This is a genomic window from Enterobacter cloacae complex sp. IR5422, from assembly GCF_049238165.1.
GTDB lineage: Bacteria > Pseudomonadota > Gammaproteobacteria > Enterobacterales > Enterobacteriaceae > Enterobacter > Enterobacter roggenkampii.
Window position 1 is genome coordinate 71024 of sequence record NZ_JBMKHT010000007.1, and the last position, 21861, is coordinate 92884.

Sequence of the window (21861 nt, forward strand, 5' to 3'; positions counted from 1 at the left end):
GGAGTTTTCAGGAAGGTTACCCCTTACGCCCTGAAGCGTAAGGGGTAAAAGCATTACAGGGCGGCGATAACCGCCTGCTGCTCAATCAGCTTGGTCTTCGCATCGGCGAAGGCAACCAGACGCTCACGCTCTTTCGCGATGACCGCTTCCGGCGCGCGGGCAACAAAGCCTTCGTTCGCCAGCTTGCTTTCGATTTTGCCAATTTCCACGTCGACTTTCGCCACTTCTTTCGCCAGACGAGCCAGCTCAGCGTCTTTGTCGATCAGACCCGCCATCGGGATCAGCAGCTCGGCGCCATCGATGATTTTGGTCACGGAAACCGGACCTTTGTCATCAGCAGGCAGCACGGTGATGCTTTCCAGACGCGCCATGGTTTTCAGGAAGGTGTTGTTCTCGGTGACGCGACGAACGGCCGCTTCGCTGCAGCCGCGCAGCAGCAGCTCCAGCGGTTTGCCCGGCGCGATGTTCATTTCAGCACGAATGTTACGTACCGCCACGATCGCCTGCTTCAGCCACTCGGTATCCGCAGACGCCGCTTCATCAACCTTAGCCGCATCGAACGCCGGGAACGGCTGCAGCATGATGGTGTCGGCGTTGATGCCTGCAATCACCTTCACGCGCTGCCAGATGGTCTCGGTGATGAATGGAATAACCGGATGCGCCAGGCGCAGCAGGCCTTCCAGAACGGTAATCAGCGTGTTGCGCGTGCCGCGCAGTTCCGCCTCAGTGCCGCCGTTCATGACCGGCTTCGCCAGCTCCAGATACCAGTCACAGAACTGGTTCCAGGTGAATTCATACAGAATGCCCGCCGCGATATCGAAGCGGTAGCTGTCCAGCGCGTCGCGGAACGCTTTCACGGTCTGGTTGAATTCCGCCAGGATCCAGCGGTCGGCCAGGGAGAGGGTCATCTCGCCGCCGTTGAAGCCGCAATCCTGATCTTCGGTGTTCATCAGCACGAAGCGGCTGGCGTTCCACAGCTTGTTACAGAAGTTACGGTAACCTTCCAGACGCTTCATGTCCCAGTTGATGTCACGGCCGGTCGAGGCCAGCGCTGCCAGGGTGAAGCGCAGGGCGTCGGTACCGTGAGCCTCAATCCCGTTCGGGAACTGCTTCTCGGTGCGCTTGCGGATTTTCTCCGCCAGCTGAGGCTGCATCATGTTGCCGGTGCGTTTTTCCAGCAGCTCTTCCAGAGAAATACCGTCAACCATATCCAGCGGGTCAATGACGTTACCCTTGGATTTGGACATCTTCTGGCCTTCGTCGTCGCGGATCAGACCGGTCATGTAGACGGTATGGAATGGAACCTGCGGCTTGCCGTCTTCATCTTTGATGAAGTGCATGGTCATCATGATCATGCGGGCGATCCAGAAGAAGATAATGTCGAAGCCGGACACCATCACGCTGGTTGGGTGGAACTGACGCAGCGCGTCGGTGTTTTCTGGCCAGCCGAGGGTGGAGAAGGTCCACAGCGCGGAGGAGAACCAGGTATCCAGCACGTCTTCGTCCTGACGCAGGGCAACGTCAGCGCTCAGGTTGTTTTCCTGGCGCACTTCATCTTCGCTGCGGCCAACGTACACGTTGCCTTCGTTGTCGTACCATGCCGGGATACGGTGACCCCACCACAGCTGACGGGAGATACACCAGTCCTGAATATCGCGCATCCAGGAGAAGTACATGTTTTCGTACTGCTTCGGCACGAACTGAATGCTGCCGTTTTCAACCGCTTCCACAGCCGGTTTCGCCAGCACGTCGGCACGCACGTACCACTGGTCAGTCAGCATTGGCTCGATAACCACGCCGCCACGGTCGCCGTATGGCACGGTCAGATCGTGAGGCTTGATCTCTTCCAGCAGGCCGAGTGCGTCAACGGCAGCCACAATCGCTTTACGCGCGGCAAAGCGTTCCAGCTTCTGGAACTCGGCCGGGATGTCGCTGGAATAGACGTCGGATTCGTTGCCTTTGGTGTCGTACACTTCTGCGCTTTCGCGGATATCGCCGTCGAAGGTCAGAATGTTGATCATCGGCAGGGCGTGACGACGACCCACTTCATAGTCGTTGAAGTCGTGCGCCGGGGTGATTTTCACGCAGCCGGTGCCTTTTTCCATGTCGGCGTGTTCGTCGCCCACAATCGGAATACGGCGGTTTACCAGCGGCAGCACCACGAATTTGCCAATCAGATCTTTATAACGCGGATCTTCCGGGTTAACGGCCACGCCGGTATCGCCCAGCAGGGTTTCCGGACGGGTAGTCGCGACCACCAGGTAATCTTTACCGTCAGCGGTTTTTGCGCCGTCGGCCAGCGGATAGCGGATGTGCCACATGGAGCCTTTAGACTCGCGGTTTTCCACTTCCAGATCGGAAATCGCGGTGCGCAGTTTCGGATCCCAGTTAACCAGGCGCTTGCCGCGGTAAATCAGGTCTTCTTTGTACAGGCGGACGAAGACTTCTTTCACGGCGTTGGAAAGGCCTTCATCCATGGTGAAGCGCTCGCGCTCCCAGTCCACGGAGTTGCCGAGACGGCGCATCTGACGGGTAATGGTGCCGCCAGATTCCGCTTTCCACTGCCAGATTTTGTCGATGAACGCGTCGCGACCGTAGTCGTGGCGGGTTTTCCCTTCTTCAGCGGCAATTTTACGCTCAACCACCATCTGGGTCGCGATACCCGCGTGGTCAGTCCCCGCCTGCCACAGGGTGTTTTTGCCCTGCATGCGCTGGTAGCGGATCATGGTGTCCATGATGGTCTGCTGGAAAGCATGACCCATATGCAAACTGCCGGTGACGTTCGGCGGCGGGATCATGATGCAGAAGGACTCTTTGCTTTCGTCGCCGTTAGGCTTGAAATAGCCCTGCTGTTCCCAGTGCTCGTAAAGCGGCTGTTCGATATCGCGTGGGTTATATGTCTTTTCCATTATTTCCAGGTTGCCGTATTCAGGTTAAAACCAGCCAGGCGGTACGCTTTATAGCGTTCGCGCGCCAGTTGTTTCAAGGATTCTTCGTAAGGGACAAAGTCTACCACTTCTGTGAAAGCGGTGGCAAAATCTGCAAAATCTATCCGCAGGCTAATCAGAATGTCGCGCGCGCTGCTGTTGCGCTTTTGCGGCCAGGCAATTTCCACCGGCGCCCCGCCGCGTGGCCCTTCGCCTGACAGGTTATGCGGAACAAAGCTCTCCGGCGGGCGGGCCCACAGCGCTTCATCGAGACGAATCGCCTGCTGCTCATCTTCACAGGCTATCAACACGCGTTTGCCTGCGCGCCAACGTTCTGCGGCAATTTCACACACCAGCTGTTCGACGGCGCTGAGGCCCTCCTGATGGGTGTCGTTGTCCAGAAGGTAGAACGTTGCATTCTTCATATATGGGGCTTCTTGTCGTGGATTTAAATGCAAAGCCGGGTGGCGCTTCGCTTACCCGGCCTACGGTTGAGTGGCGTGTAGGCCGGGTAAGGCGAAGCCGCCACCCGGCACTTTATATCACTCGTCGCCGTTAAAACCCGCACGATTGAGCAGGAACTGCGACAGCAGCGCCACTGGACGACCGGTTGCGCCTTTGGCCTTACCGGAGCGCCATGCGGTGCCCGCGATATCCAGGTGCGCCCAGTTGTACTTGCGGGTGAAGCGCGCCAGGAAGCATCCCGCGGTGATCGCCCCGCCAGGACGTCCGCCAATGTTCGCCATATCCGCGAAGTTAGACTCCAGCTGCTCCTGATATTCGTCACCCAGCGGCAGACGCCATGCGCGGTCACCGGCCTGCTCCGAGGCGCTAATCAGCTCGTGCGCCAGCGGGTTGTGGTTCGACATCAGGCCGGTAATGTGGTGGCCAAGGGCAATCACGCAGGCACCGGTGAGCGTGGCGACGTCAATGACCGCTTCCGGCTCGAAGCGCTCAACGTAGGTCAACACGTCACAGAGTACCAGACGGCCTTCGGCGTCGGTGTTCAGCACTTCTACCGTCTGGCCAGACATGGTGGTCAGGACGTCACCCGGGCGATACGCGCGACCGCCGGGCATGTTTTCGCAGCCCGCCAGGACGCCGATCACGTTGATCGGCAGCTGAAGCTCCGCGACCATGCGCATCACGCCGTAAACCGCCGCCGCGCCGCACATGTCGTATTTCATCTCATCCATGCCTTCGGCAGGCTTGATGGAGATACCGCCGGAATCGAAGGTCAGGCCTTTACCGACCAGCACGACAGGGCGCGCGTCTTCGGCCGGGTTGCCCTTGTACTCGATAACCGACATCAGGGATTCGTTCTGCGAGCCGTTACCGACCGCCAGGTAAGAGTGCATTCCCAGCTCTTTCATCTGCTGTTCGCCGATGACGCGGGTAATCACGTTTTTGCTGTAGGCGTCGGCCAGCTGGCGCGCCTGAGAGGCGAGGTAAGCGGCGTTACAGATGTTCGGCGGCATGTTGCCGAGATCTTTTGCCGCTTTAATACCGGCGGCAATCGCCAGACCGTGCTGGATCGCGCGCTCGCCGCTGGTCAGCTCGCGACGGGTTGGCACGTTAAAGACCATTTTACGCAGCGGACGACGCGGCTCGCTTTTATTGGTCTTCAGCTGATCGAAGCTGTACAGGCTCTCTTTTGCCGTTTCGACTGCCTGACGCACTTTCCAGTAGGTGTTACGCCCTTTAACGTGCAGCTCGGTCAGGAAGCATACCGCTTCCATTGAACCGGTATCATTCAGCGTATTGATGGTTTTCTGAATCACCTGCTTGTACTGACGTTCATCCAGCTCGCGTTCTTTGCCGCAGCCAATCAGCAGAATGCGCTCTGACAGTACGTTCGGAACATGGTGCAGTAACAGCGTCTGCCCAGGTTTGCCTTCCAGTTCGCCACGGCGCAGCAGGGCGCTAATATAGCCGTCACTGATTTTATCGAGTTGTTCGGCGATCGGGGAGAGTCGGCGTGGTTCAAAGACGCCCACAACGATGCAGGCACTCCGCTGTTTCTCCGGGCTACCGCTTTTTACACTGAACTCCATGCACTACGCTCCTGAATCTTAAAGACAACGGCGGCGGCTACGGATAGAATTGAAACCTTTCGTAACTCATGTCCGCTGTTGTGGTGACTTCGTGTTAATCTTACGTTACTACGGTTTCGACACGTCAGAAAAAGTCCTGAAGCGTGAATCCGCCGGATGTTTTAATCTTAGCGATGATTTCGACGACTCAAGAGAATAAATGACGTTTAAGCCATGAAACAAGCGATTTTCCAGCAAAGAGACGGGTTTTTACGGGCGTATTTAAAGTGATAATCATAAGATATCTGGTGCGGGAGACGCTCAAAAGCCAACTGGCGATCCTCTTCATCCTGCTGCTGATTTTTTTCTGTCAGAAGCTGGTTAAGATCCTCGGTGCGGCCGTTGACGGCGAAATTCCAACAAATCTGGTGCTTTCCCTGCTTGGTTTAGGGATCCCGGAAATGGCGCAGCTTATCCTGCCGCTAAGTCTTTTCCTTGGCCTGCTCATGACGCTTGGGAAACTCTACACCGAGAGTGAAATCACGGTGATGCATGCCTGTGGCCTGAGCAAAGCGGTGCTGGTCAAAGCCGCCATGATACTGGCGCTGTTCACGGGTATTGTTGCGGCGGTGAATGTGATGTGGGCGGGTCCTCTGTCTTCTCGCCATCAGGACGAAGTGCTGGCCGAAGCGAAAGCCAACCCCGGCATGGCGGCATTAGCCCAGGGGCAGTTCCAGCAGGCAACCGACGGGAACTCCGTGCTGTTTATTGAGAGCGTTGACGGCAGCAAATTCAACGATGTCTTCCTGGCGCAGCTGCGTCCTAAAGGTAACGCGCGTCCTTCTGTGGTGGTTGCCGACTCCGGTCAGCTTGCTCAGCGCAAAGATGGTTCTCAGGTCGTGACGCTGAACAAAGGCACCCGTTTCGAAGGCACCGCGATGCTGCGTGACTTCCGCATTACGGATTTCCAGAACTATCAGGCCATTATCGGCCATCAGACCGTGGCGCTCGATCCAACGGATACCGAGCAAATGGACATGCGTACCCTCTGGAATACCGATACCAACCGAGCGCGTGCTGAGTTCCACTGGCGTATTACGCTTGTCTTCACCGTGTTTATGATGGCGCTGATTGTCGTTCCGCTGAGCGTGGTGAACCCGCGTCAGGGACGCGTGCTCTCTATGCTGCCAGCGATGCTGCTTTACCTGATCTATTTCCTGCTGCAAACCTCGATTCGTTCCAACGGCGCGAAGGGTAAGCTGGACCCTATGGTCTGGACATGGTTCGTTAACAGCCTGTACATCTTACTGGCGCTGGGGTTAAACCTGTGGGATACGGTGCCTGTGCGCCGCATACGTGCCCGATTCTCGCGTAAAGGAGCCATCTAATGCAGGCGTTTGGCGTTCTTGATCGCTATATCGGTAAAACCATTTTTACCACCATCATGATGACGTTGTTCATGCTGGTGTCCCTCTCCGGCATTATCAAATTTGTCGATCAGCTGAAAAAAGCCGGGCAGGGGAGCTATGACGCGCTGGGCGCGGGGATGTATACCCTGCTCAGCGTGCCGAAAGATGTGCAGATCTTCTTCCCGATGGCGGCCCTGCTGGGGGCGCTGCTGGGGCTGGGGATGCTGGCGCAGCGCAGTGAGCTGGTCGTTATGCAGGCTTCGGGTTTTACCCGTATGCAGGTCGCGCTGTCGGTAATGAAAACCGCCATCCCCCTGGTGCTGTTGACCATGGCGATTGGCGAGTGGGTCGCGCCGCAGGGCGAACAGATGGCGCGTAACTATCGTGCTCAGGCGATGTACGGCGGCTCACTGCTCTCGACTCAGCAAGGTTTATGGGCGAAAGACGGTAAAAACTTCGTCTACATCGAACGGGTGAAGGGGAATGATGAACTGGGCGGGGTGAGCATCTATGCTTTTGATGACCAGCGCCGTCTGCAGTCCGTTCGACACGCCTCTTCGGCGAAGTTTGACGCCGAACATAAACAGTGGCGGTTGTCCCAGGTTGATGAATCTGACCTGACCGATCCGAAACAGATTACGGGTTCTCAGACGGTAACCGGTACGTGGAAAACCAACCTGACGCCCGATAAGCTCGGCGTCGTGGCGCTGGATCCTGACGCGCTCTCCATCAGCGGTTTACACAACTATGTGAAATACCTGAAGTCGAGCGGACAGGATGCGGGACGCTATCAGCTCAACATGTGGAGCAAAATCTTCCAGCCGATGTCCGTGGCGGTAATGATGCTGATGGCGCTGTCGTTTATCTTCGGCCCGTTGCGCAGCGTGCCGATGGGGGTCCGCGTCGTGACCGGCATCAGCTTCGGCTTTGTGTTCTACGTGCTCGATCAGATCTTCGGTCCGCTGACGCTGGTTTATGGCATTCCGCCGATTATCGGTGCGCTGCTGCCAAGCGCCAGCTTCCTCCTGATCAGTCTCTGGCTGCTGTTGAAACGCTCCTGATTGACCTCGCCTCGCTTCCGGTTACCCGGGAGCGAGGCTAATCTCCTGTTTCACCCCGCACTTTTTCTCACAACCTTCAACGTCCCGCCGCGAATTTGAGTATTATTGAGCGATAACGTCGTGAAGGGATCCTCTATGAAGCAAATTCGAATGCTTGCCCAGTATTACGTCGACCTGATGATGAAGCTTGGGCTGGTGCGTTTTTCCATGCTGCTTGCGCTGGCGCTGGTCGTTCTGGCCATTGTCGTGCAAATGGCGGTTACCATGGTTCTGCATGGTCAGGTCGAGAGTATCGACGTCATCCGCTCCATCTTCTTTGGCTTGCTTATTACTCCCTGGGCGGTCTATTTCCTTTCCGTGGTGGTTGAACAGCTGGAAGAGTCCCGTCAGCGTTTGTCTAAGCTGGTGGATAAGCTGGAAGAGATGCGCGAGCGCGACCTGAAGCTCAACGTCCAGCTCAAAGACAACATTGCGCAGCTGAATCAGGAGATTTCAGATCGTGAGAAAGCGGAAGCCGAGCGTCAGGCCACCCTGGAGCAGCTGAAAATCGAAATGAAAGAGCGCGAGGTCACGCAGATCCAGCTTGAGCAGCAATCTTCTTTCCTGCGATCGTTCCTGGATGCGTCGCCGGATCTGGTGTTCTACCGTAATGAAGATAAAGAGTTTTCCGGCTGTAACCGGGCGATGGAGTTGCTCACTGGGAAAAGCGAGAAGCAGCTGATACACCTGAAGCCGCAGGACGTTTACTCTGAAGAGGCGGCGGCCAAGGTCATGGAGACCGACGAAAAAGTCTTCCGTCATAACGTCTCGCTGACCTATGAACAGTGGCTGGATTACCCGGACGGGCGCAAAGCCTGCTTTGAGATCCGTAAGGTGCCCTACTATGACCGCGTGGGGAAACGCCACGGCCTGATGGGCTTTGGCCGCGATATTACCGAGCGTAAGCGCTATCAGGATGCCCTGGAGCGCGCCAGCCGCGACAAGACCACCTTTATCTCCACCATCAGCCACGAGCTGCGCACGCCGCTTAACGGCATCGTCGGCTTGAGCCGTATTCTGCTGGATACCGACCTGACCGCAGAGCAGGAAAAATACCTCAAGACTATTCATGTTTCAGCGGTCACGCTGGGTAATATCTTCAACGATATTATTGATATGGATAAGATGGAGCGCCGTAAAGTTCAGCTTGACAACCAGCCTGTGGATTTCACCAGCTTCCTTGCCGATCTGGAAAACCTGTCTGGCCTGCAGGCGCAGCAGAAGGGATTGAGCTTTGTCATGGAGCCAACCCTGCCGCTGCCGCATAAAGTGGTGACGGACGGCACGCGACTGCGCCAGATCCTGTGGAACCTGATCAGCAACGCGGTGAAATTTACCCAGAAAGGAAAGGTTGCGGTGCGTATCCGCTATGACGAAGGTGACATGCTGCACTTCGAGGTGGAAGACTCCGGGATGGGTATTCCGCTGGAGGAGCAGGACAAAATCTTCGCCATGTACTATCAGGTGAAGGACAGCAACGGTGGGAAACCGGCCACCGGTACGGGCATTGGCCTGGCGGTCTCTAAACGTCTGGCGAAGAGTATGGGCGGCGATATCACCGTTGCCAGCCAGCCGGGCAAAGGGTCAACCTTCACGCTGACGGTCCATGCCCCTGCGGTGGCGGAAGAGGTAGAGGATACCTTTGAAAATGACGATATGCCGCTGCCTGCCCTGCACGTCCTGCTGGTGGAAGATATTGAGCTGAACGTAATTGTGGCGCGCTCTGTACTGGAAAAACTGGGCAACAGCGTGGATGTCGCGATGACCGGCAAAGCCGCGCTGGAGATGTTTAAACCAGGCGAATACGATCTTGTTCTGCTGGATATTCAATTACCGGATATGACCGGGCTGGATATCTCGCGCGAGTTGACGCGTCAGTACGCGGCCGACGAACTGCCGCCGCTGGTTGCCCTGACGGCGAACGTGCTGAAAGATAAAAAAGAGTATCTCGATGCCGGTATGGACGATGTACTCAGCAAGCCGCTGGCGGTGCCTGCTCTGACCGCTATGATCAAAAAATTCTGGGATACCCATGATGAAGAGGAGAGCACCATGACGTCTGTTGATAGCGCAAAAGCCCAAACGATACTCGATACCGCGATGCTGGAGCAGTACATCGATCTGGTGGGGCCGAAACTGATTACCGACGGTCTGGCGGTGTTCGAAAAAATGATGCCGGGCTATCTGAGCGTGCTGGAATCCAACCTGACGGCCCGTGACCAGAAGGGGATCGTGGAAGAAGGACATAAAATCAAAGGTGCCGCCGGCTCGGTTGGCTTACGCCATCTGCAGCAGTTGGGGCAACAGATTCAGTCGCCTGATTTACCTGCATGGGAAGATAACGTGGGTGATTGGGTTGAAGAGATGAAACAGGAATGGCAAAACGATGTGGCGGTGCTAAAAGCCTGGGTTGACGCCAGAAAAAAATGACCCCGGATTAACCGGGGTGCGCGAATACTGCGCCAACACCAGGGAAATCGTGGCTGCGCCTGTTTTTAAACGTTATTTTTGAAAGGGCGCTGCCTGAAAAATTTAGGCCGCACGCAGATAAGATAGCAAATCTTAAATGGTTTGTTACATGAATCAGTGAAATGTGTGAAGCATAGCGTTTTAATCAAAATTATTAATGTGCTTCAGCAAGTTGCAGAAAAGGATTGTCATGATGAAAAAGATTGGTGTCGTGCTAAGCGGATGCGGTGTTTACGATGGCTCTGAGATACATGAAGCCGTCATCACGCTGCTGGCCCTGGCTAAGCAGGGAGCCGAGGTGATTTGTTTTGCACCGGACAAAAATCAGGTGGATGTGATTAACCATCTGACCGGTGAGCCGATGGCGGAAACCCGTAACGTGCTGATTGAAGCCGCGCGCATTGCGCGAGGTGACATCCATCCTCTTATTCAGGCAGACCCTGCAGAGCTTGATGCGCTCATTGTGCCAGGTGGGTTTGGCGCAGCCAAAAATCTCAGTACCTTTGCCGCGCAGGGCGCGGAGTGTCAGATCGATCCTCATCTCAAAGCGCTGTCGCAGGCCATGCATGCGGCAGGAAAACCGCTGGGCTTTATCTGTATAGCACCGGCGATGTTGCCTAAAATTTTTGATTTCCCGCTGCGCCTGACTATCGGGACGGATATTGATACCGCTGAGATCGTCGAGGAAATGGGGGGCGAACACGTTCCGTGCCCGGTGGATGACATTGTGGTTGATGAAGATAACAAGATTGTCACCACGCCTGCGTATATGCTGGCGAAGAATATCGCGGAAGCCGCTGTGGGCATTGAAAAACTGATCGCCCGCGTGCTGGTGCTGACGGAATGAGGCGTCCGTTTTCCGCAGGCGCATGGGTGAAACGCCTTCTTCTACGCATCGTTCTCGTCATGGCGGTGTTCTGGGGAGGCGGGCTGGCCGTGTTCAGCATTATGCCGGTCCCGTTCTCTGCCGTGATGGTTGAGCGTCAGCTCGGCGCGTGGCTCAGCGGCGATTTCGGCTATGTTGCCCATTCTGACTGGGTAAGCATGGACGAGATCTCTCCGTTCATGGGGCTGGCGGTCATCGCAGCGGAGGATCAGAAATTCCCGGAGCACTGGGGGTTCGACGTTGCGGCCATTGAGAAGGCGCTGGCGCATAATGAACGCCATGAAAACCGCGTGCGCGGCGCGTCAACGTTGTCGCAGCAGACGGCCAAAAATCTGTTTCTGTGGGACGGCCGTAGCTGGGTGCGAAAGGGGCTGGAAGCGGGGCTCACCCTGGGCATGGAAACGGTCTGGAGCAAAAAGCGCATTCTGACCGTGTATCTCAACGTTGCCGAGTTTGGCGACGGGGTATTTGGTGTCGAAGCTGCATCACAACGCTATTTTAATAAACCCGCCAGCAAGCTGAGCATGTCTGAGGCGGCGCTGCTCGCGGCTGTTCTGCCTAATCCCCTCCGTTTTAAAGCCAGTGCCCCCTCAGGGTACGTGCGAAGCCGTCAGGCGTGGATTATGCGCCAGATGCGTCAGTTGGGAGGAGAAGGGTTTATGGAGAGCAACAAACTTATGTAGGGCGGGTAAGCGCAGCGCCACCCGCCTGAAGGGCAGAGACCTTAATCTTCGTCGAACCCTGCGTTAAACAGCGCAATCACCGCCGCCAGCGCTTCCTCTTCCTGGGGGCCGGTGGCTTCGACTTCAATCTGACGCCCTTTGGCGGAATCCAGCATCAGCAGCGCAATGACGCTGTTCGCCTCCGCTTCGGTACCTTCGTCATTCCGCAGCAGAACTTCTGCATCGAAACCCTGCATCAGCTCAAACAGCTTCATCGCCGGGCGCGCATGCATGCCCAGCTTATTGGTGATCTCAACGGTCTGTTTTACGGTCATGTTTTACGTTTTTCCAGCGTGCGATGACGGGACTGAACGTTCTTTCCGCGTGAGCGGAAGTAGTCGGCCAGCTGTTCGGCGATGTAGACCGAACGATGTTTACCGCCGGTACAGCCAATCGCTACCGTCAGATAGCTACGATTGTTTGTCTCCAGCATAGGTAACCATAGCTCAAGGTAGCTTCGCGTCTGGTAGATAAAATTGTGAACTTCTGTGTGCCTGTCGAGGAAGGCCGCAACGGGTTTATCCAGACCGGTCATGGGACGCAGTTTCGGATCCCAGTGTGGGTTCGGCAGGAAGCGTACGTCGAAAACATAATCCGCATCAATCGGGATACCGTGCTTGAAGCCAAAGGATTCGAACACCATCGTCAGTTCGCGTTCGCGTTTTCCCAGCAAGCGGGTACGCAGCATTTCCGCCAGCTCGTGAACGGACATCTCAGAGGTGTCGACAATCAGGTCGGCGCGAGAACGCAGCGGCTCCAGCAGATCGCTCTCTTCATCGATTGCGCTCTCCAGGGAGAGGTTCTTACTGGAAAGCGGGTGCAAACGACGGGTGTCGCTGTAGCGGCGGATAAGAGTATTACGGTCTGCATCGAGGAACAGCAGCTGAGGCGAGAACGTATCAGGCAGGTTACTCATTGCCTGCTCGAAGATCTCTGGCGATTCCGGCATGTTACGAACGTCGATACTGACGGCAGCCGAGGTCTGTCTCTCGGCAAGCGTACGGGCCAGGTCGGGCAACAACACGACCGGAAGGTTATCGACGCAGTAAAAACCCATGTCTTCCAGCGCGCGCAGAGCCACGGATTTCCCCGACCCTGAACGACCGCTGACAATCATCAGCACCATGTTCCGTTTCTCCTCAGGACAACAGATGTGAAGGCCATCTCCTGGTTATGCATCATCCTGATTGCCTTCTGCTTCGGTGATAATTTGATAAAGCTCTTCATCACTTTGAGCCGAGCGCAGTCGACGGCAAATGGTTTTATCAGCCAGACGTTTGGCGACCAGCGACAGCGTATGCAGATGGGTTTTCGTCTGGTCAGCAGGCACCAGCAGCGCGAAGAGGAGATCGACGGGCTGGTTATCAATGGCATCAAAGGCGATCGGTGTTTCAAGCTGCACAAACACACCGACGGCACGCAGGGTATCCTCTTCCAGCTTGCCGTGCGGGATTGCGATGCCGTTGCCGATACCGGTACTGCCCATCTTTTCACGAGTCAGAATCGCTTCGAACACCACCTGCGGCGGCAGGCCCAGCTGTTTTGCGGCCAGTTCACTGATGATTTCCAGCGCACGTTTTTTGCTCTGGCAGTGAACCGCACTGCGGGTACATTCCTGGTTAAGGACATTGCTCAGTTGAAGAGCGGAATCGTTGTTCATCATAATTTCACCTAAGCGCTAACTGTACAAATGGCCTGTTGTGTTTCACAACAGGCCGTCCTGCACCCGTTAACTGCCCGGACAATTAGTGTTGTTTCAGTTTATCTTTATGTTTATTGAGCTGTCGCGCAAGCTTATCAATCAAGCCGTCGATAGCAGCGTACATGTCTTGCCCTTCCGCACTGGCATGCAGTTCCCCCCCGTTAACATGCAGGGTGGCATCCGAGATATGAGTCACTTTCTCCACTTTCAACACAATGTAGACCTGATTGATCCTTTCGAAATACTGCTCGAGTTTTGCAAACTTCGCGTTCACAAAGTCGCGTAAAACCTCAGTAATTTCGACGTTTTGTCCAGTGATGTTGAGCTGCATAGTGTCTTCCTTATCGGTTGTGTCAGACCAGCTGTTTACGCTGGTTGGACGGCGGAATGGATAAAGACTCTCGATACTTCGCAACAGTACGACGTGCCACCATAATACCCTGATCGGACAGCATGGTGGTTAACTTACTGTCGCTTAGTGGCTTCGCGGGATTCTCCGCGGCGATCAACTTCTTCACCAGAGCACGAATGGCCGTTGACGACGCTTCGCCGCCGCCCTCGGTATTCACATGGCTGGAGAAGAAATACTTAAGCTCAAAAATACCGCGTGGACTGTGCAGATACTTCTGCGTGGTGACACGGGAAATGGTTGATTCATGCATCTCGACGGCCTGGGCGATATCCGCCAGCACCATCGGTTTCATATACTCTTCGCCCTGCTCAAAGAAAGCCTGCTGCTGTTCGACAATACAGCGGCTGACGCGTAGCAGCGTATCATTTCGGCTCTCCAGACTTTTGATCAGCCATCGCGCTTCCTGCAAATTGCTACGAATATATTGATTGTCGGCGTCGTTACGCACGCTCGTGCACATGGAGGCATACTGCTGGTTGATTTGCAGGCGAGGGATGCTGTCTGAATTCAGTTCAACGACCCAGCGGCCGTTGTGTTTTCTGACCAGCACATCCGGGATCACGTACTCGGGCTCGCTGGTCTGGATCGACTGGCCGGGGCGCGGATCGAGCGACTGGATCAGATTCACCGCTTCTTTCAGCACCTCTTCCTTCAGGCGCGTGACGCGCATCAGGGTGCGGAAATCGTGGTTCGCCAGCAGATCCAGATGATCGCTGATGATCGCGCGCGCCTCCTCGAGCCATGGCGTCTCTTTACTGAACTGAGAAAGCTGGATCAGCAGACAGTCGCGCAGATCTTTTGCGGCCACGCCTACCGGATCGAAACGCTGGATGCGCTTCAGAACGGCTTCGACTTCCTCAAGCTCAATCTCGTCGTCGCCCATGCTTTCCAGTATATCGTCGAGGGTGACGGTCAAATAGCCAGTGTCGTCAACGGCATCGACAATGGACGTGGCAATCGCGCGGTCGGTATCGGAGAAGGGAGTGAGTTCCACCTGCCACATCAGGTAATCCTGCAGCGACTGGGTGGTTTCGCCCTGATAGACCGGTAGCTCATCGTCCTGGTAGTCTGCACGCGTACCGGAAGGGGTTCCGGCGGTGTAGATTTCATCCCAGCTGGCATCAAGCGGAAGCTCGTCGGGCATCTCTTTTTGTTCGAGTGCATCCGCGGTATCGAGCGCTTCAGTATCCTGCGATTGCTGGGTATCTACCTCGTCATGAAGATCGGTTTGTTCCAGCAGGGGGTTACTGTCCAGCGCCTGCTGGAGCTCCTGCTGAAGTTCTAACGTGGACAGTTGCAACAGGCGAATTGCCTGCTGTAGCTGCGGCGTCATCGCCAGTTGTTGGCTGAGCCTTAATTGCAAACCTTGCTTCATGTTCAGAGCATTTTTCTCCGGTTCGGCGTTACGTTACCTCTACCCTATCAGAGTCTGAAGTCTTCCCCAAGATAGACGCGCTTAACATGATCGTCTTCGAGGATCTGCTGTGGCGTACCGTGGGCGATCAGATTGCCCTGGCTGACAATATAGGCGCGTTCACACACGGCCAGCGTTTCACGCACGTTGTGGTCGGTGATCAGTACGCCAAGCCCGCTGTCGCGCAGGTGCTCAATGATACGTTTAATGTCGATAACGGAGATGGGGTCAACGCCCGCAAACGGTTCATCCAGAAGGATAAATTTCGGGTTTGCGGCCAGCGCACGCGCAATCTCAACGCGACGGCGTTCGCCCCCGGAGAGTGCCTGACCGAGGCTGTCGCGCAGGTGCTCAATGTGGAACTCTTCCATCAGCTCGTTAGCACGATCCTGACGCTGTTCGTTGGTCAGGTCGTTACGAATTTGCAGGACCGCCATCAGGTTGTCGTAAACGCTGAGACGACGGAAAATGGAGGCTTCCTGCGGCAGATAGCCGATCCCGCGACGCGCGCGCGCGTGCAGCGGCAGAAGACTGATGTCTTCATCGTCAATGATAATGTTGCCGGCATCGCGCGGCACAATACCCACGACCATGTAGAAGGTTGTCGTTTTACCCGCACCGTTCGGGCCAAGCAGCCCCACGATTTCGCCGGAGTTGACGGTCAGACTGACATCTTCTACGACACGGCGGCCCTTATAGGCCTTCGCGAGGTTTTTTGCAGTTAATGTTGCCATAACGAATTAGTTACTCTTCTTCTGTGCCGGGGCCTGGCCCTTGCCTTTGTCCTGCAGCTGCGACGGAACCAGTACGGTGGTCACGCGTTTGCCTTTCTCGCTGGAGGCCTGCATTTTTTGCTCTTTAACCAGATAGGTAATCTGGTCGCCGGTAATGTTGCTGTCCAGCTGTTCCAGATACGCGTTTCCGGTCAGGATGACCAGATCCTTCGCCAGCTCATAGTGCATGTGCGTAGCGCGGCCTTTTACCGGCTTGCCGTTGTCCTGCATCTGGTAGAAGGTCGCCGGATTACCATAGCCATCGATAATCTCTTTGCCCTGCTCGCCACCCGGACGGGTCACGACCACTTTGTCGGCGTTGATTTTGATGGTGCCCTGGGTCATGACGACGTTACCCGTGAAGGTGACGACGTTACCCTGCATATCGAGAGACTGGGTGTCGGACTCAATATGGATCGGCTGGTCGGTATCGCCCGTTACAGCAAGCGCGGGGAGACTGGCTGCCAGCATCGCGCTGGCGATAATTACTTTAAGGCTGAGTTTGTTTGTTTTGAATTTCATAGGAGGTTCTAACCTTTTCAATCAGCTCGGCGTTCTTGCTGCGTAAGTTCCCGCGCATTCTTAAACCGCTGGAATTAAATGTTGTGCCATACAGTGTGACCAGATCCTGCGACGTCACGTCCTGGGTTACCAGGTTGATCTGGGCATTATCCGTCGTAATTTTTCGCAGTTGCGAGTCAGCGGTCAGGGCGTTGACTTCAACGTGGCCATACAGATAAAGCATACGGTCATTTGTCAGTTTGGCCCGATCTGACTTAATTGACCACGTCGGCACTTTGTCTTTATCAAATGTGGTCATCACAGGTTGGGTAAACCATGAAACGCCATCATCGGAAAAATATTCAACATGCTGGGCAATCAGGCGATAGTTCAGCGCGCCTTCCGGGCTGTAGACCACGGTGTCGCTGTGATCGCTTTTATAGGTTGGATCGGTATTGTTGATCACTTCCGTTTGCGTATCGTCGCGATCGGCAAGGTTCACGCCAATCAATACCAGTGCGACAAGCGAAAGCAAAATGATAATCCAACGTCTGGTTTTACTCATATCGATTGCCCTTTGGCCTCATCAAGCTTGCCCTGCGCCAGCAGAAGCAGATCGCAGACTTCACGGACAGCGCCGCGGCCACCGTTGATGTGGGTAACGTAGTCGGCGCGCGGGATCAGCAGCGGATGCGCATCGGCAACGGCGATGCTCAGCCCAACTTCAGCCATCACCGGCCAGTCAATCAGGTCGTCCCCGACGTAGGCCACGTTTTCCGGTGCGATAGCCAGTTTACCCAGTAAATCATTGAACGCCGCCATCTTATCGGATTGACCCTGATACAGATGGGTAATACCTAAAGTTTCACAGCGGTCTTCTACCAGTTTAGCGTTTCGTCCGGTGATGATCGCCACCTCAATCCCCGAGGTGAGCGCACAGCGGATACCGTAGCCGTCGCGAACGTTAAACGCCTTCAGCTCTTCACCATTATTGCCCATGTAAATCAGGCCGTCGGAGAGAACCCCATCCACATCGAGGATGAGCAGACGAATGTTTTCCGCCTTTGCCATCATCTGCGTACTGACCGGACCATAACAGGTTGCAAGGGATGCACCCGCATTACTCATTGTCTTATCCTTCATTACACTACGCCTGCGCGCAGCAGATCATGCATATGTACCACACCCAGCAACTGGTCGCCATCGGCAACCATAACGGAGGTGATATGGCGGGACTGCATCAGGTTCAGCACATCCACGGCCAGCGTACCCGGACGCACGCGGATACCGCCCGGCGTCATCACGTCGGCAATGCCGAGCGTGCGGACATCGACACCCATATCGAACACGCGACGCAGGTCGCCATCGGTGAAGATCCCCTGAATTTTCATCAGATCGTCGCACACGACCGTCATCCCCAGATTCTTGCGGGTGATTTCCAGCAGCGCATCACGCAGGGAGGCTTCTTTACTGACGTGAGGGATCTCATCCCCGGTGTGCATAATATCGTTTACCCGCAGCAGGAGCTTGCGCCCCAGCGCGCCGCCCGGGTGGGAAAGCGCGAAATCTTCCGGCGTAAAGCCACGGGCTTCAAGCAGCGCCACGGCAAGCGCATCGCCCATGACCAGTGCAGCGGTGGTGCTGGAGGTCGGCGCCAGACCGAGCGGACAGGCCTCCTTGGGAACCTTCACGCACAGGTGAATATCGGCTGCACGCGCCATGCTGCTTTCCGGGCGGCTGGTCATGCAAATCAGCGGCACCTGCAGTCGCTTCAGAACCGGGATGAGCGCCAGGATTTCATTGGACTCACCGGAGTTGGAGAGCGCGATGACGATATCCTGCGGCGTGACCATACCCAGGTCCCCGTGCGCGGCTTCCCCCGGGTGGACAAAGAAGGAAGAGGTGCCGGTACTGGCAAAGGTTGCCGCCATTTTGCGTCCAATGTGGCCGGACTTGCCCATCCCCATCACCACGACTTTGCCGGCGCAGTTGAATATCTTCTCACATGCCAGACTAAAATCCTGATTAATGTACTGATCTAACTGCGCCAGACCTTCACGTTCAATCTCCAGAACGTCTTTGCCTGCTTTCTGAAAGTCAAAACCCGGCTGCAATTCTATTTGCGACATAATGCGTTTCCGTTTACCCAGAGAGAAGAGGCGAGAGCCAGTACAGCATCGCCATCCATACGATAAATCCACCCGTCAGCAGCGCGCCTGCGCCTTTGCCGATCTGTCGTTGCCGCCGCCAGCAGAGCAGGGCAAAAATCACGCTGACCAGCAACATCACGCCGTAATCACGTGAGAACGCCAGAGGATTAAAGGGCCCAGGCGAAATAAGGGCCGGCAGGCCCATCACAATGGCGATATTAAAAATGTTAGAACCAATGATATTACCAATGGCAATGTCATCCTCACCTTTACGTGCCCCCGCAATGGCGGTGGCCAGCTCCGGCAGGCTGGTGCCGATGGCAATCACCGTCAGGCCTATAGTCAGCTCGCTGATGGCAAAATAGTTCGCCAGCACCGTCGCGTTATCCACGACCATGCGCGTTGCCATCGGCATGATGATCAGCGCGACGCCCAGCCAGAGCAGGGCAACAGGCAGCGTGCCTTCTCGCGGAAGCTCGGCGACCTGCTCGCGCGTGAGGCTATCCTGACCCTGCTTTTCAGCCAGACGGGCGATCTTAACACTATACAGCAGCCAAATAACGGCCAGCGCCAGCAGGAAAATGCCGTCGCTGTAGCTCAGTACGCCATCGTAAAATACGCACCCTGCCAGCAGGCTTACGAGTAACATTAGCGGCAATTCACGGCGCAGAACATCAGAATGCACGCGAAAAGGATGGAGCAGCGCGGCCAGGCCTAAAATCAATAAAATATTGACGATGTTAGAGCCAATGGCGGTGCCGACTGCCAGGTCTACCTGACCATGCAGCGAGGCGGAGACAGAGACGATGATTTCAGGAAGCGACGTTCCTACGCTGACCACGGTCATGCCGATGACAACAGGCGGTACGCCACTCAGGCGACACAGGATAGATGCAGCAAACACTAAACGGTCAGCACTGTAGACCACCAACAGTAAACCAATTATTAACAGTGCTGTTGCTAAAAGCATCAAAAGTCCTTTCTTCAGGTATACTCGTCGGTCCATTGCTCGGGAATGGCTGGACTGCATACAGTCTGAGGCGTAACGAATTCCTAATTTTGACTTTATGCGCCGGAAAAGTAAAACAAATGCCAGCTTTCGCTAACCTCTACGGTTATTATTCTGTAAAAATGCGGAGTTTAGGGCTGATTCAGGCTACATGCCTTAACGTGAGCAGGATAAGAAAGGAACCATAAATGAGCCAAACCATGGCGAATTTAGTCGATGTCCGCGGGGTGAGTTTTTCTCGCGCCAACAGATTGATATTTGATGATATTTCGTTGACCGTGCCGCGTGGCAAAATTACTGCCATCATGGGGCCGTCCGGGATCGGTAAAACGACCCTGCTCCGCCTTATCGGTGGGCAGATCCCACCGGATAGCGGTGAAATCCTCTTTGATGGCGAAAACATCCCGGAGATGTCGCGCTCGCGCCTGTATACTGTTCGCAAACGCATGAGCATGCTCTTTCAGTCGGGGGCTTTGTTCACCGACATGAACGTCTTTGATAACGTTGCCTATCCGCTGCGCGAGCATACCAGCCTGCCGCCTGCGCTGCTGAAAAGCACGGTGATGATGAAGCTAGAAGCCGTCGGGCTGCGGGGCGCCGCGAAGCTGATGCCTTCGGAGCTGTCCGGCGGGATGGCGCGTCGTGCCGCGCTGGCGCGAGCCATCGCATTAGAACCTGATTTAATCATGTTCGACGAACCGTTTGTCGGGCAGGATCCCATCACGATGGGCGTGCTGGTGAAGCTCATCTCTGAGCTGAACAGCGCGCTTGGCGTCACCTGCATTGTGGTGTCTCACGATGTACCTGAAGTGTTGAGCATTGCCGATTACGCCTACATCGTAGCGGACAAAAAGATCGTCGCACACGGTAGCGCCCAGGCGCTGCAGGAAAATTGCGATCCGCGCGTGCGGCAGTTCCTCGACGGTATTGCCGATGGCCCTGTGCCGTTCCGCTACCCGGCGGGCGACTATCGTGACGATTTACTGGGAATAGGGAGTTAAGCCACTCATGCTGTTAAATGCGTTGGCCGCTCTCGGACACCGTGGCATAAAAACCATCAGGACGTTCGGGCGTGCCGGATTGATGTTATTCAACGCGCTGGTCGGCAAGCCGGAATTCCGTAAGCACGCGCCGCTATTGGTGCGTCAGCTTTATAACGTTGGCGTGCTGTCGATGCTCATCATCATTGTCTCCGGTCTGTTTATCGGTATGGTGCTGGGTCTGCAGGGCTACCTGGTGCTGACAACCTACAGTGCGGAAACCAGCCTCGGGATGCTGGTGGCGCTCTCGCTGCTGCGTGAACTGGGGCCCGTTGTGGCGGCGCTGCTTTTCGCCGGGCGTGCGGGGTCGGCCTTAACGGCTGAAATTGGCCTGATGCGCGCGACCGAGCAGCTCTCCAGCATGGAGATGATGGCGGTCGATCCGCTGCGTCGCGTGATCTCGCCGCGTTTCTGGGCCGGGGTCATCTCTTTACCGCTGCTGACGATTCTGTTTGTCGCCGTGGGGATCTGGGGCGGTTCGCTGGTTGGCGTGCACTGGAAAGGCATTGATGCCGGTTTCTTCTGGTCTGCCATGCAGGACGCCATTGATCTGCGAATGGATCTGATTAACTGCCTGATTAAGAGCGTGGTATTTGCCATTACGGTCACCTGGATTGCATTGTTCAATGGTTACGATGCCATCCCGACGTCGGCGGGCATTAGCCGCGCAACTACACGTACAGTCGTTCATTCGTCGCTGGCCGTACTGGGTCTGGATTTTGTGCTCACCGCACTGATGTTTGGGAATTGAGTTCATGCAAACGAGAAAAAATGAAATTTGGGTCGGTGTATTCCTGCTGCTGGCGCTGCTGGCCGCGCTGTTTATCTGCCTGAGAGCGGCGGATATCACGTCTGTGCGCACCGAGCCGACGTATCGCATCTATGCCACCTTCGATAACATCGGCGGGCTGAAGGCGCGTTCACCGGTCCGTATTGGCGGCGTGGTGATCGGACGCGTATCTGACATTACGCTGGATGAGAAGACCTATCTGCCACGTGTCGCGATGGATATCGAAGAGCGTTACAACCACATTCCGGACACCAGCTCCCTTTCTATCCGGACTTCCGGTCTGCTGGGCGAACAATATCTGGCGCTTAACGTCGGTTTTGAAGACCCCGAGCTGGGAACGACTATCCTTAAGGACGGGAGCGTGATCCAGGACACCAAGTCCGCCATGGTGCTGGAAGATATGATTGGTCAGTTCCTTTACAACAGTAAAGGGGATGATAAAAAGTCTGACAATGCCCCTGCGCAGAGTGAAGACCATACCAATGCTGCGCCGACCCCAGGTGCTGCGAATTAATATCAGGAGA

The 21861-nt window shown here is 55.6% G+C and carries 22 protein-coding genes; 8 read left to right on the plus strand and 14 right to left on the minus strand.

The features are described from left to right. Nucleotides 1–53: 53 nt before the first annotated feature. The 3 genes from ACOTXT_RS05545 to pepA all read right to left on the minus strand — a co-directional run bounded on the left by ACOTXT_RS05545 (nt 54) and on the right by pepA (nt 4981). Complete coding sequence (locus tag ACOTXT_RS05545; protein WP_055321273.1) at nt 54–2909, minus strand: valine--tRNA ligase; 2856 nt, start codon at nt 2907–2909, stop codon at nt 54–56. Next, on the minus strand, nt 2909–3352 hold the full coding sequence (holC, locus tag ACOTXT_RS05550) for a DNA polymerase III subunit chi (RefSeq protein WP_025912557.1): 444 nt from the start codon (nt 3350–3352) through the stop codon (nt 2909–2911). The genes ACOTXT_RS05545 and holC overlap by 1 nt, the downstream gene beginning before the upstream one ends. Before the next feature lie 117 nt (nt 3353–3469). Beyond that, entirely contained in the window at nt 3470–4981 is a 1512-nt protein-coding gene (pepA, locus tag ACOTXT_RS05555; RefSeq protein WP_008501434.1) for a leucyl aminopeptidase, read from the minus strand. 266 nt (nt 4982–5247) lie between these two features. On the opposite strand from pepA, the gene lptF reads away from it, so the two are divergent. The 5 genes from lptF to mtgA all read left to right on the plus strand — a co-directional run bounded on the left by lptF (nt 5248) and on the right by mtgA (nt 11507). After that, entirely contained in the window at nt 5248–6348 is a 1101-nt protein-coding gene (gene lptF, locus ACOTXT_RS05560) for an LPS export ABC transporter permease LptF (protein WP_021242268.1), read from the plus strand. Beyond that, on the plus strand, nt 6348–7430 hold the full coding sequence (gene lptG / locus ACOTXT_RS05565; RefSeq protein WP_008501437.1) for an LPS export ABC transporter permease LptG: 1083 nt from the start codon (nt 6348–6350) through the stop codon (nt 7428–7430). The genes lptF and lptG overlap by 1 nt, the downstream gene beginning before the upstream one ends. Nucleotides 7431–7565: 135 nt before the next feature. Further along, nucleotides 7566–9899 carry an aerobic respiration two-component sensor histidine kinase ArcB gene (gene arcB / locus ACOTXT_RS05570; protein ID WP_008501438.1) on the plus strand — a complete coding sequence of 778 codons (2334 nt, stop codon included), beginning with the start codon at nt 7566–7568 and terminating at the stop codon, nt 9897–9899. 232 nt (nt 9900–10131) lie between these two features. Further along, the gene (elbB, locus tag ACOTXT_RS05575) at nt 10132–10785 is read left to right on the plus strand and encodes an isoprenoid biosynthesis glyoxalase ElbB (protein ID WP_021242267.1); all 654 of its coding nucleotides are present in this window, start codon (nt 10132–10134) and stop codon (nt 10783–10785) included. Further along, nucleotides 10782–11507 (plus strand): monofunctional biosynthetic peptidoglycan transglycosylase, encoded by a 726-nt coding sequence (gene mtgA / locus ACOTXT_RS05580; protein WP_008501440.1) that lies wholly within the window; start codon nt 10782–10784, stop codon nt 11505–11507. Before elbB ends, mtgA begins: the two co-directional genes overlap by 4 nt. A 41-nt stretch (nt 11508–11548) precedes the next feature. Here the strand turns inward: mtgA and npr are convergent, their stop codons facing one another. The 11 genes from npr to ACOTXT_RS05635 form a co-directional block, all read right to left on the minus strand. Beyond that, nucleotides 11549–11821, minus strand: coding sequence for a PTS phosphocarrier protein NPr (npr, locus tag ACOTXT_RS05585; RefSeq protein WP_003861872.1), 273 nt, complete (start codon nt 11819–11821; stop codon nt 11549–11551). Continuing rightward, nucleotides 11818–12672 carry an RNase adapter RapZ gene (gene rapZ / locus ACOTXT_RS05590; RefSeq protein WP_008501442.1) on the minus strand — a complete coding sequence of 285 codons (855 nt, stop codon included), beginning with the start codon at nt 12670–12672 and terminating at the stop codon, nt 11818–11820. Before rapZ ends, npr begins: the two co-directional genes overlap by 4 nt. A gap of 45 nt (nt 12673–12717) precedes the next feature. After that, complete coding sequence (gene ptsN, locus ACOTXT_RS05595; protein ID WP_008501443.1) at nt 12718–13209, minus strand: PTS IIA-like nitrogen regulatory protein PtsN; 492 nt, start codon at nt 13207–13209, stop codon at nt 12718–12720. Nucleotides 13210–13291: 82 nt separating this feature from the next. Next, nucleotides 13292–13579 carry a ribosome hibernation promoting factor gene (gene hpf, locus ACOTXT_RS05600; protein WP_421625292.1) on the minus strand — a complete coding sequence of 96 codons (288 nt, stop codon included), beginning with the start codon at nt 13577–13579 and terminating at the stop codon, nt 13292–13294. 22 nt (nt 13580–13601) lie between these two features. Next, a complete protein-coding gene (rpoN, locus tag ACOTXT_RS05605; RefSeq protein WP_008501445.1) occupies nt 13602–15035 on the minus strand; it encodes an RNA polymerase factor sigma-54 in 1434 nt (477 codons plus the stop codon). A gap of 47 nt (nt 15036–15082) precedes the next feature. After that, complete coding sequence (lptB, locus tag ACOTXT_RS05610) at nt 15083–15808, minus strand: LPS export ABC transporter ATP-binding protein (RefSeq protein ID WP_008501446.1); 726 nt, start codon at nt 15806–15808, stop codon at nt 15083–15085. 6 nt (nt 15809–15814) lie between these two features. Next, on the minus strand, nt 15815–16369 hold the full coding sequence (lptA, locus tag ACOTXT_RS05615) for a lipopolysaccharide ABC transporter substrate-binding protein LptA (protein WP_008501447.1): 555 nt from the start codon (nt 16367–16369) through the stop codon (nt 15815–15817). Further along, nucleotides 16338–16913, minus strand: coding sequence for an LPS export ABC transporter periplasmic protein LptC (gene lptC, locus ACOTXT_RS05620; RefSeq protein ID WP_021242266.1), 576 nt, complete (start codon nt 16911–16913; stop codon nt 16338–16340). The genes lptA and lptC overlap by 32 nt, the downstream gene beginning before the upstream one ends. Beyond that, nucleotides 16910–17476 carry a 3-deoxy-manno-octulosonate-8-phosphatase KdsC gene (gene kdsC, locus ACOTXT_RS05625; RefSeq protein WP_008501449.1) on the minus strand — a complete coding sequence of 189 codons (567 nt, stop codon included), beginning with the start codon at nt 17474–17476 and terminating at the stop codon, nt 16910–16912. Before kdsC ends, lptC begins: the two co-directional genes overlap by 4 nt. A 14-nt stretch (nt 17477–17490) precedes the next feature. Continuing rightward, a complete protein-coding gene (gene kdsD, locus ACOTXT_RS05630; RefSeq protein ID WP_021242265.1) occupies nt 17491–18477 on the minus strand; it encodes an arabinose-5-phosphate isomerase KdsD in 987 nt (328 codons plus the stop codon). Between the two features lie 13 nt (nt 18478–18490). After that, nucleotides 18491–19468 (minus strand): calcium/sodium antiporter, encoded by a 978-nt coding sequence (locus ACOTXT_RS05635; protein WP_008501451.1) that lies wholly within the window; start codon nt 19466–19468, stop codon nt 18491–18493. Between the two features lie 227 nt (nt 19469–19695). Between ACOTXT_RS05635 and mlaF the strand changes: the two genes are divergently transcribed. Genes mlaF through mlaD form a run of 3 tightly spaced genes read left to right on the plus strand, consistent with a single transcriptional unit; the run spans nt 19696 to nt 21851 of the window. Continuing rightward, a complete protein-coding gene (gene mlaF, locus ACOTXT_RS05640) occupies nt 19696–20508 on the plus strand; it encodes a phospholipid ABC transporter ATP-binding protein MlaF (protein WP_008501452.1) in 813 nt (270 codons plus the stop codon). A 7-nt stretch (nt 20509–20515) separates the two neighbouring features. Further along, the gene (gene mlaE / locus ACOTXT_RS05645; RefSeq protein ID WP_008501454.1) at nt 20516–21298 is read left to right on the plus strand and encodes a lipid asymmetry maintenance ABC transporter permease subunit MlaE; all 783 of its coding nucleotides are present in this window, start codon (nt 20516–20518) and stop codon (nt 21296–21298) included. Between the two features lie 4 nt (nt 21299–21302). Continuing rightward, nucleotides 21303–21851, plus strand: a complete 549-nt coding sequence (gene mlaD, locus ACOTXT_RS05650; RefSeq protein ID WP_008501455.1) for an outer membrane lipid asymmetry maintenance protein MlaD — start codon at nt 21303–21305, stop codon at nt 21849–21851. The last annotated feature ends 10 nt before the right edge of the window (nt 21852–21861 follow it).

Excerpts from the sequence above, each read along its gene's own strand:
- ACOTXT_RS05545 (WP_055321273.1), bottom strand. The coding sequence starts at position 2,909 with ATGGAAAAGACATATAACCCACGCGATATCGAACAGCCGCTTTACGAG.
- holC (WP_025912557.1), bottom strand. The coding sequence starts at position 3,352 with ATGAAGAATGCAACGTTCTACCTTCTGGACAACGACACCCATCAGGAG.
- pepA (WP_008501434.1), bottom strand. The coding sequence starts at position 4,981 with ATGGAGTTCAGTGTAAAAAGCGGTAGCCCGGAGAAACAGCGGAGTGCC.
- lptG (WP_008501437.1), top strand. The coding sequence starts at position 6,348 with ATGCAGGCGTTTGGCGTTCTTGATCGCTATATCGGTAAAACCATTTTT.
- arcB (WP_008501438.1), top strand. The coding sequence starts at position 7,566 with ATGAAGCAAATTCGAATGCTTGCCCAGTATTACGTCGACCTGATGATG.
- elbB (WP_021242267.1), top strand. The coding sequence starts at position 10,132 with ATGAAAAAGATTGGTGTCGTGCTAAGCGGATGCGGTGTTTACGATGGC.
- mtgA (WP_008501440.1), top strand. The coding sequence starts at position 10,782 with ATGAGGCGTCCGTTTTCCGCAGGCGCATGGGTGAAACGCCTTCTTCTA.
- npr (WP_003861872.1), bottom strand. The coding sequence starts at position 11,821 with ATGACCGTAAAACAGACCGTTGAGATCACCAATAAGCTGGGCATGCAT.
- rapZ (WP_008501442.1), bottom strand. The coding sequence starts at position 12,672 with ATGGTGCTGATGATTGTCAGCGGTCGTTCAGGGTCGGGGAAATCCGTG.
- ptsN (WP_008501443.1), bottom strand. The coding sequence starts at position 13,209 with ATGATGAACAACGATTCCGCTCTTCAACTGAGCAATGTCCTTAACCAG.
- hpf (WP_421625292.1), bottom strand. The coding sequence starts at position 13,579 with ATGCAGCTCAACATCACTGGACAAAACGTCGAAATTACTGAGGTTTTA.
- rpoN (WP_008501445.1), bottom strand. The coding sequence starts at position 15,035 with ATGAAGCAAGGTTTGCAATTAAGGCTCAGCCAACAACTGGCGATGACG.
- lptB (WP_008501446.1), bottom strand. The coding sequence starts at position 15,808 with ATGGCAACATTAACTGCAAAAAACCTCGCGAAGGCCTATAAGGGCCGC.
- lptA (WP_008501447.1), bottom strand. The coding sequence starts at position 16,369 with ATGAAATTCAAAACAAACAAACTCAGCCTTAAAGTAATTATCGCCAGC.
- lptC (WP_021242266.1), bottom strand. The coding sequence starts at position 16,913 with ATGAGTAAAACCAGACGTTGGATTATCATTTTGCTTTCGCTTGTCGCA.
- kdsC (WP_008501449.1), bottom strand. The coding sequence starts at position 17,476 with ATGAGTAATGCGGGTGCATCCCTTGCAACCTGTTATGGTCCGGTCAGT.
- kdsD (WP_021242265.1), bottom strand. The coding sequence starts at position 18,477 with ATGTCGCAAATAGAATTGCAGCCGGGTTTTGACTTTCAGAAAGCAGGC.
- ACOTXT_RS05635 (WP_008501451.1), bottom strand. The coding sequence starts at position 19,468 with ATGCTTTTAGCAACAGCACTGTTAATAATTGGTTTACTGTTGGTGGTC.
- mlaF (WP_008501452.1), top strand. The coding sequence starts at position 19,696 with ATGAGCCAAACCATGGCGAATTTAGTCGATGTCCGCGGGGTGAGTTTT.
- mlaE (WP_008501454.1), top strand. The coding sequence starts at position 20,516 with ATGCTGTTAAATGCGTTGGCCGCTCTCGGACACCGTGGCATAAAAACC.
- mlaD (WP_008501455.1), top strand. The coding sequence starts at position 21,303 with ATGCAAACGAGAAAAAATGAAATTTGGGTCGGTGTATTCCTGCTGCTG.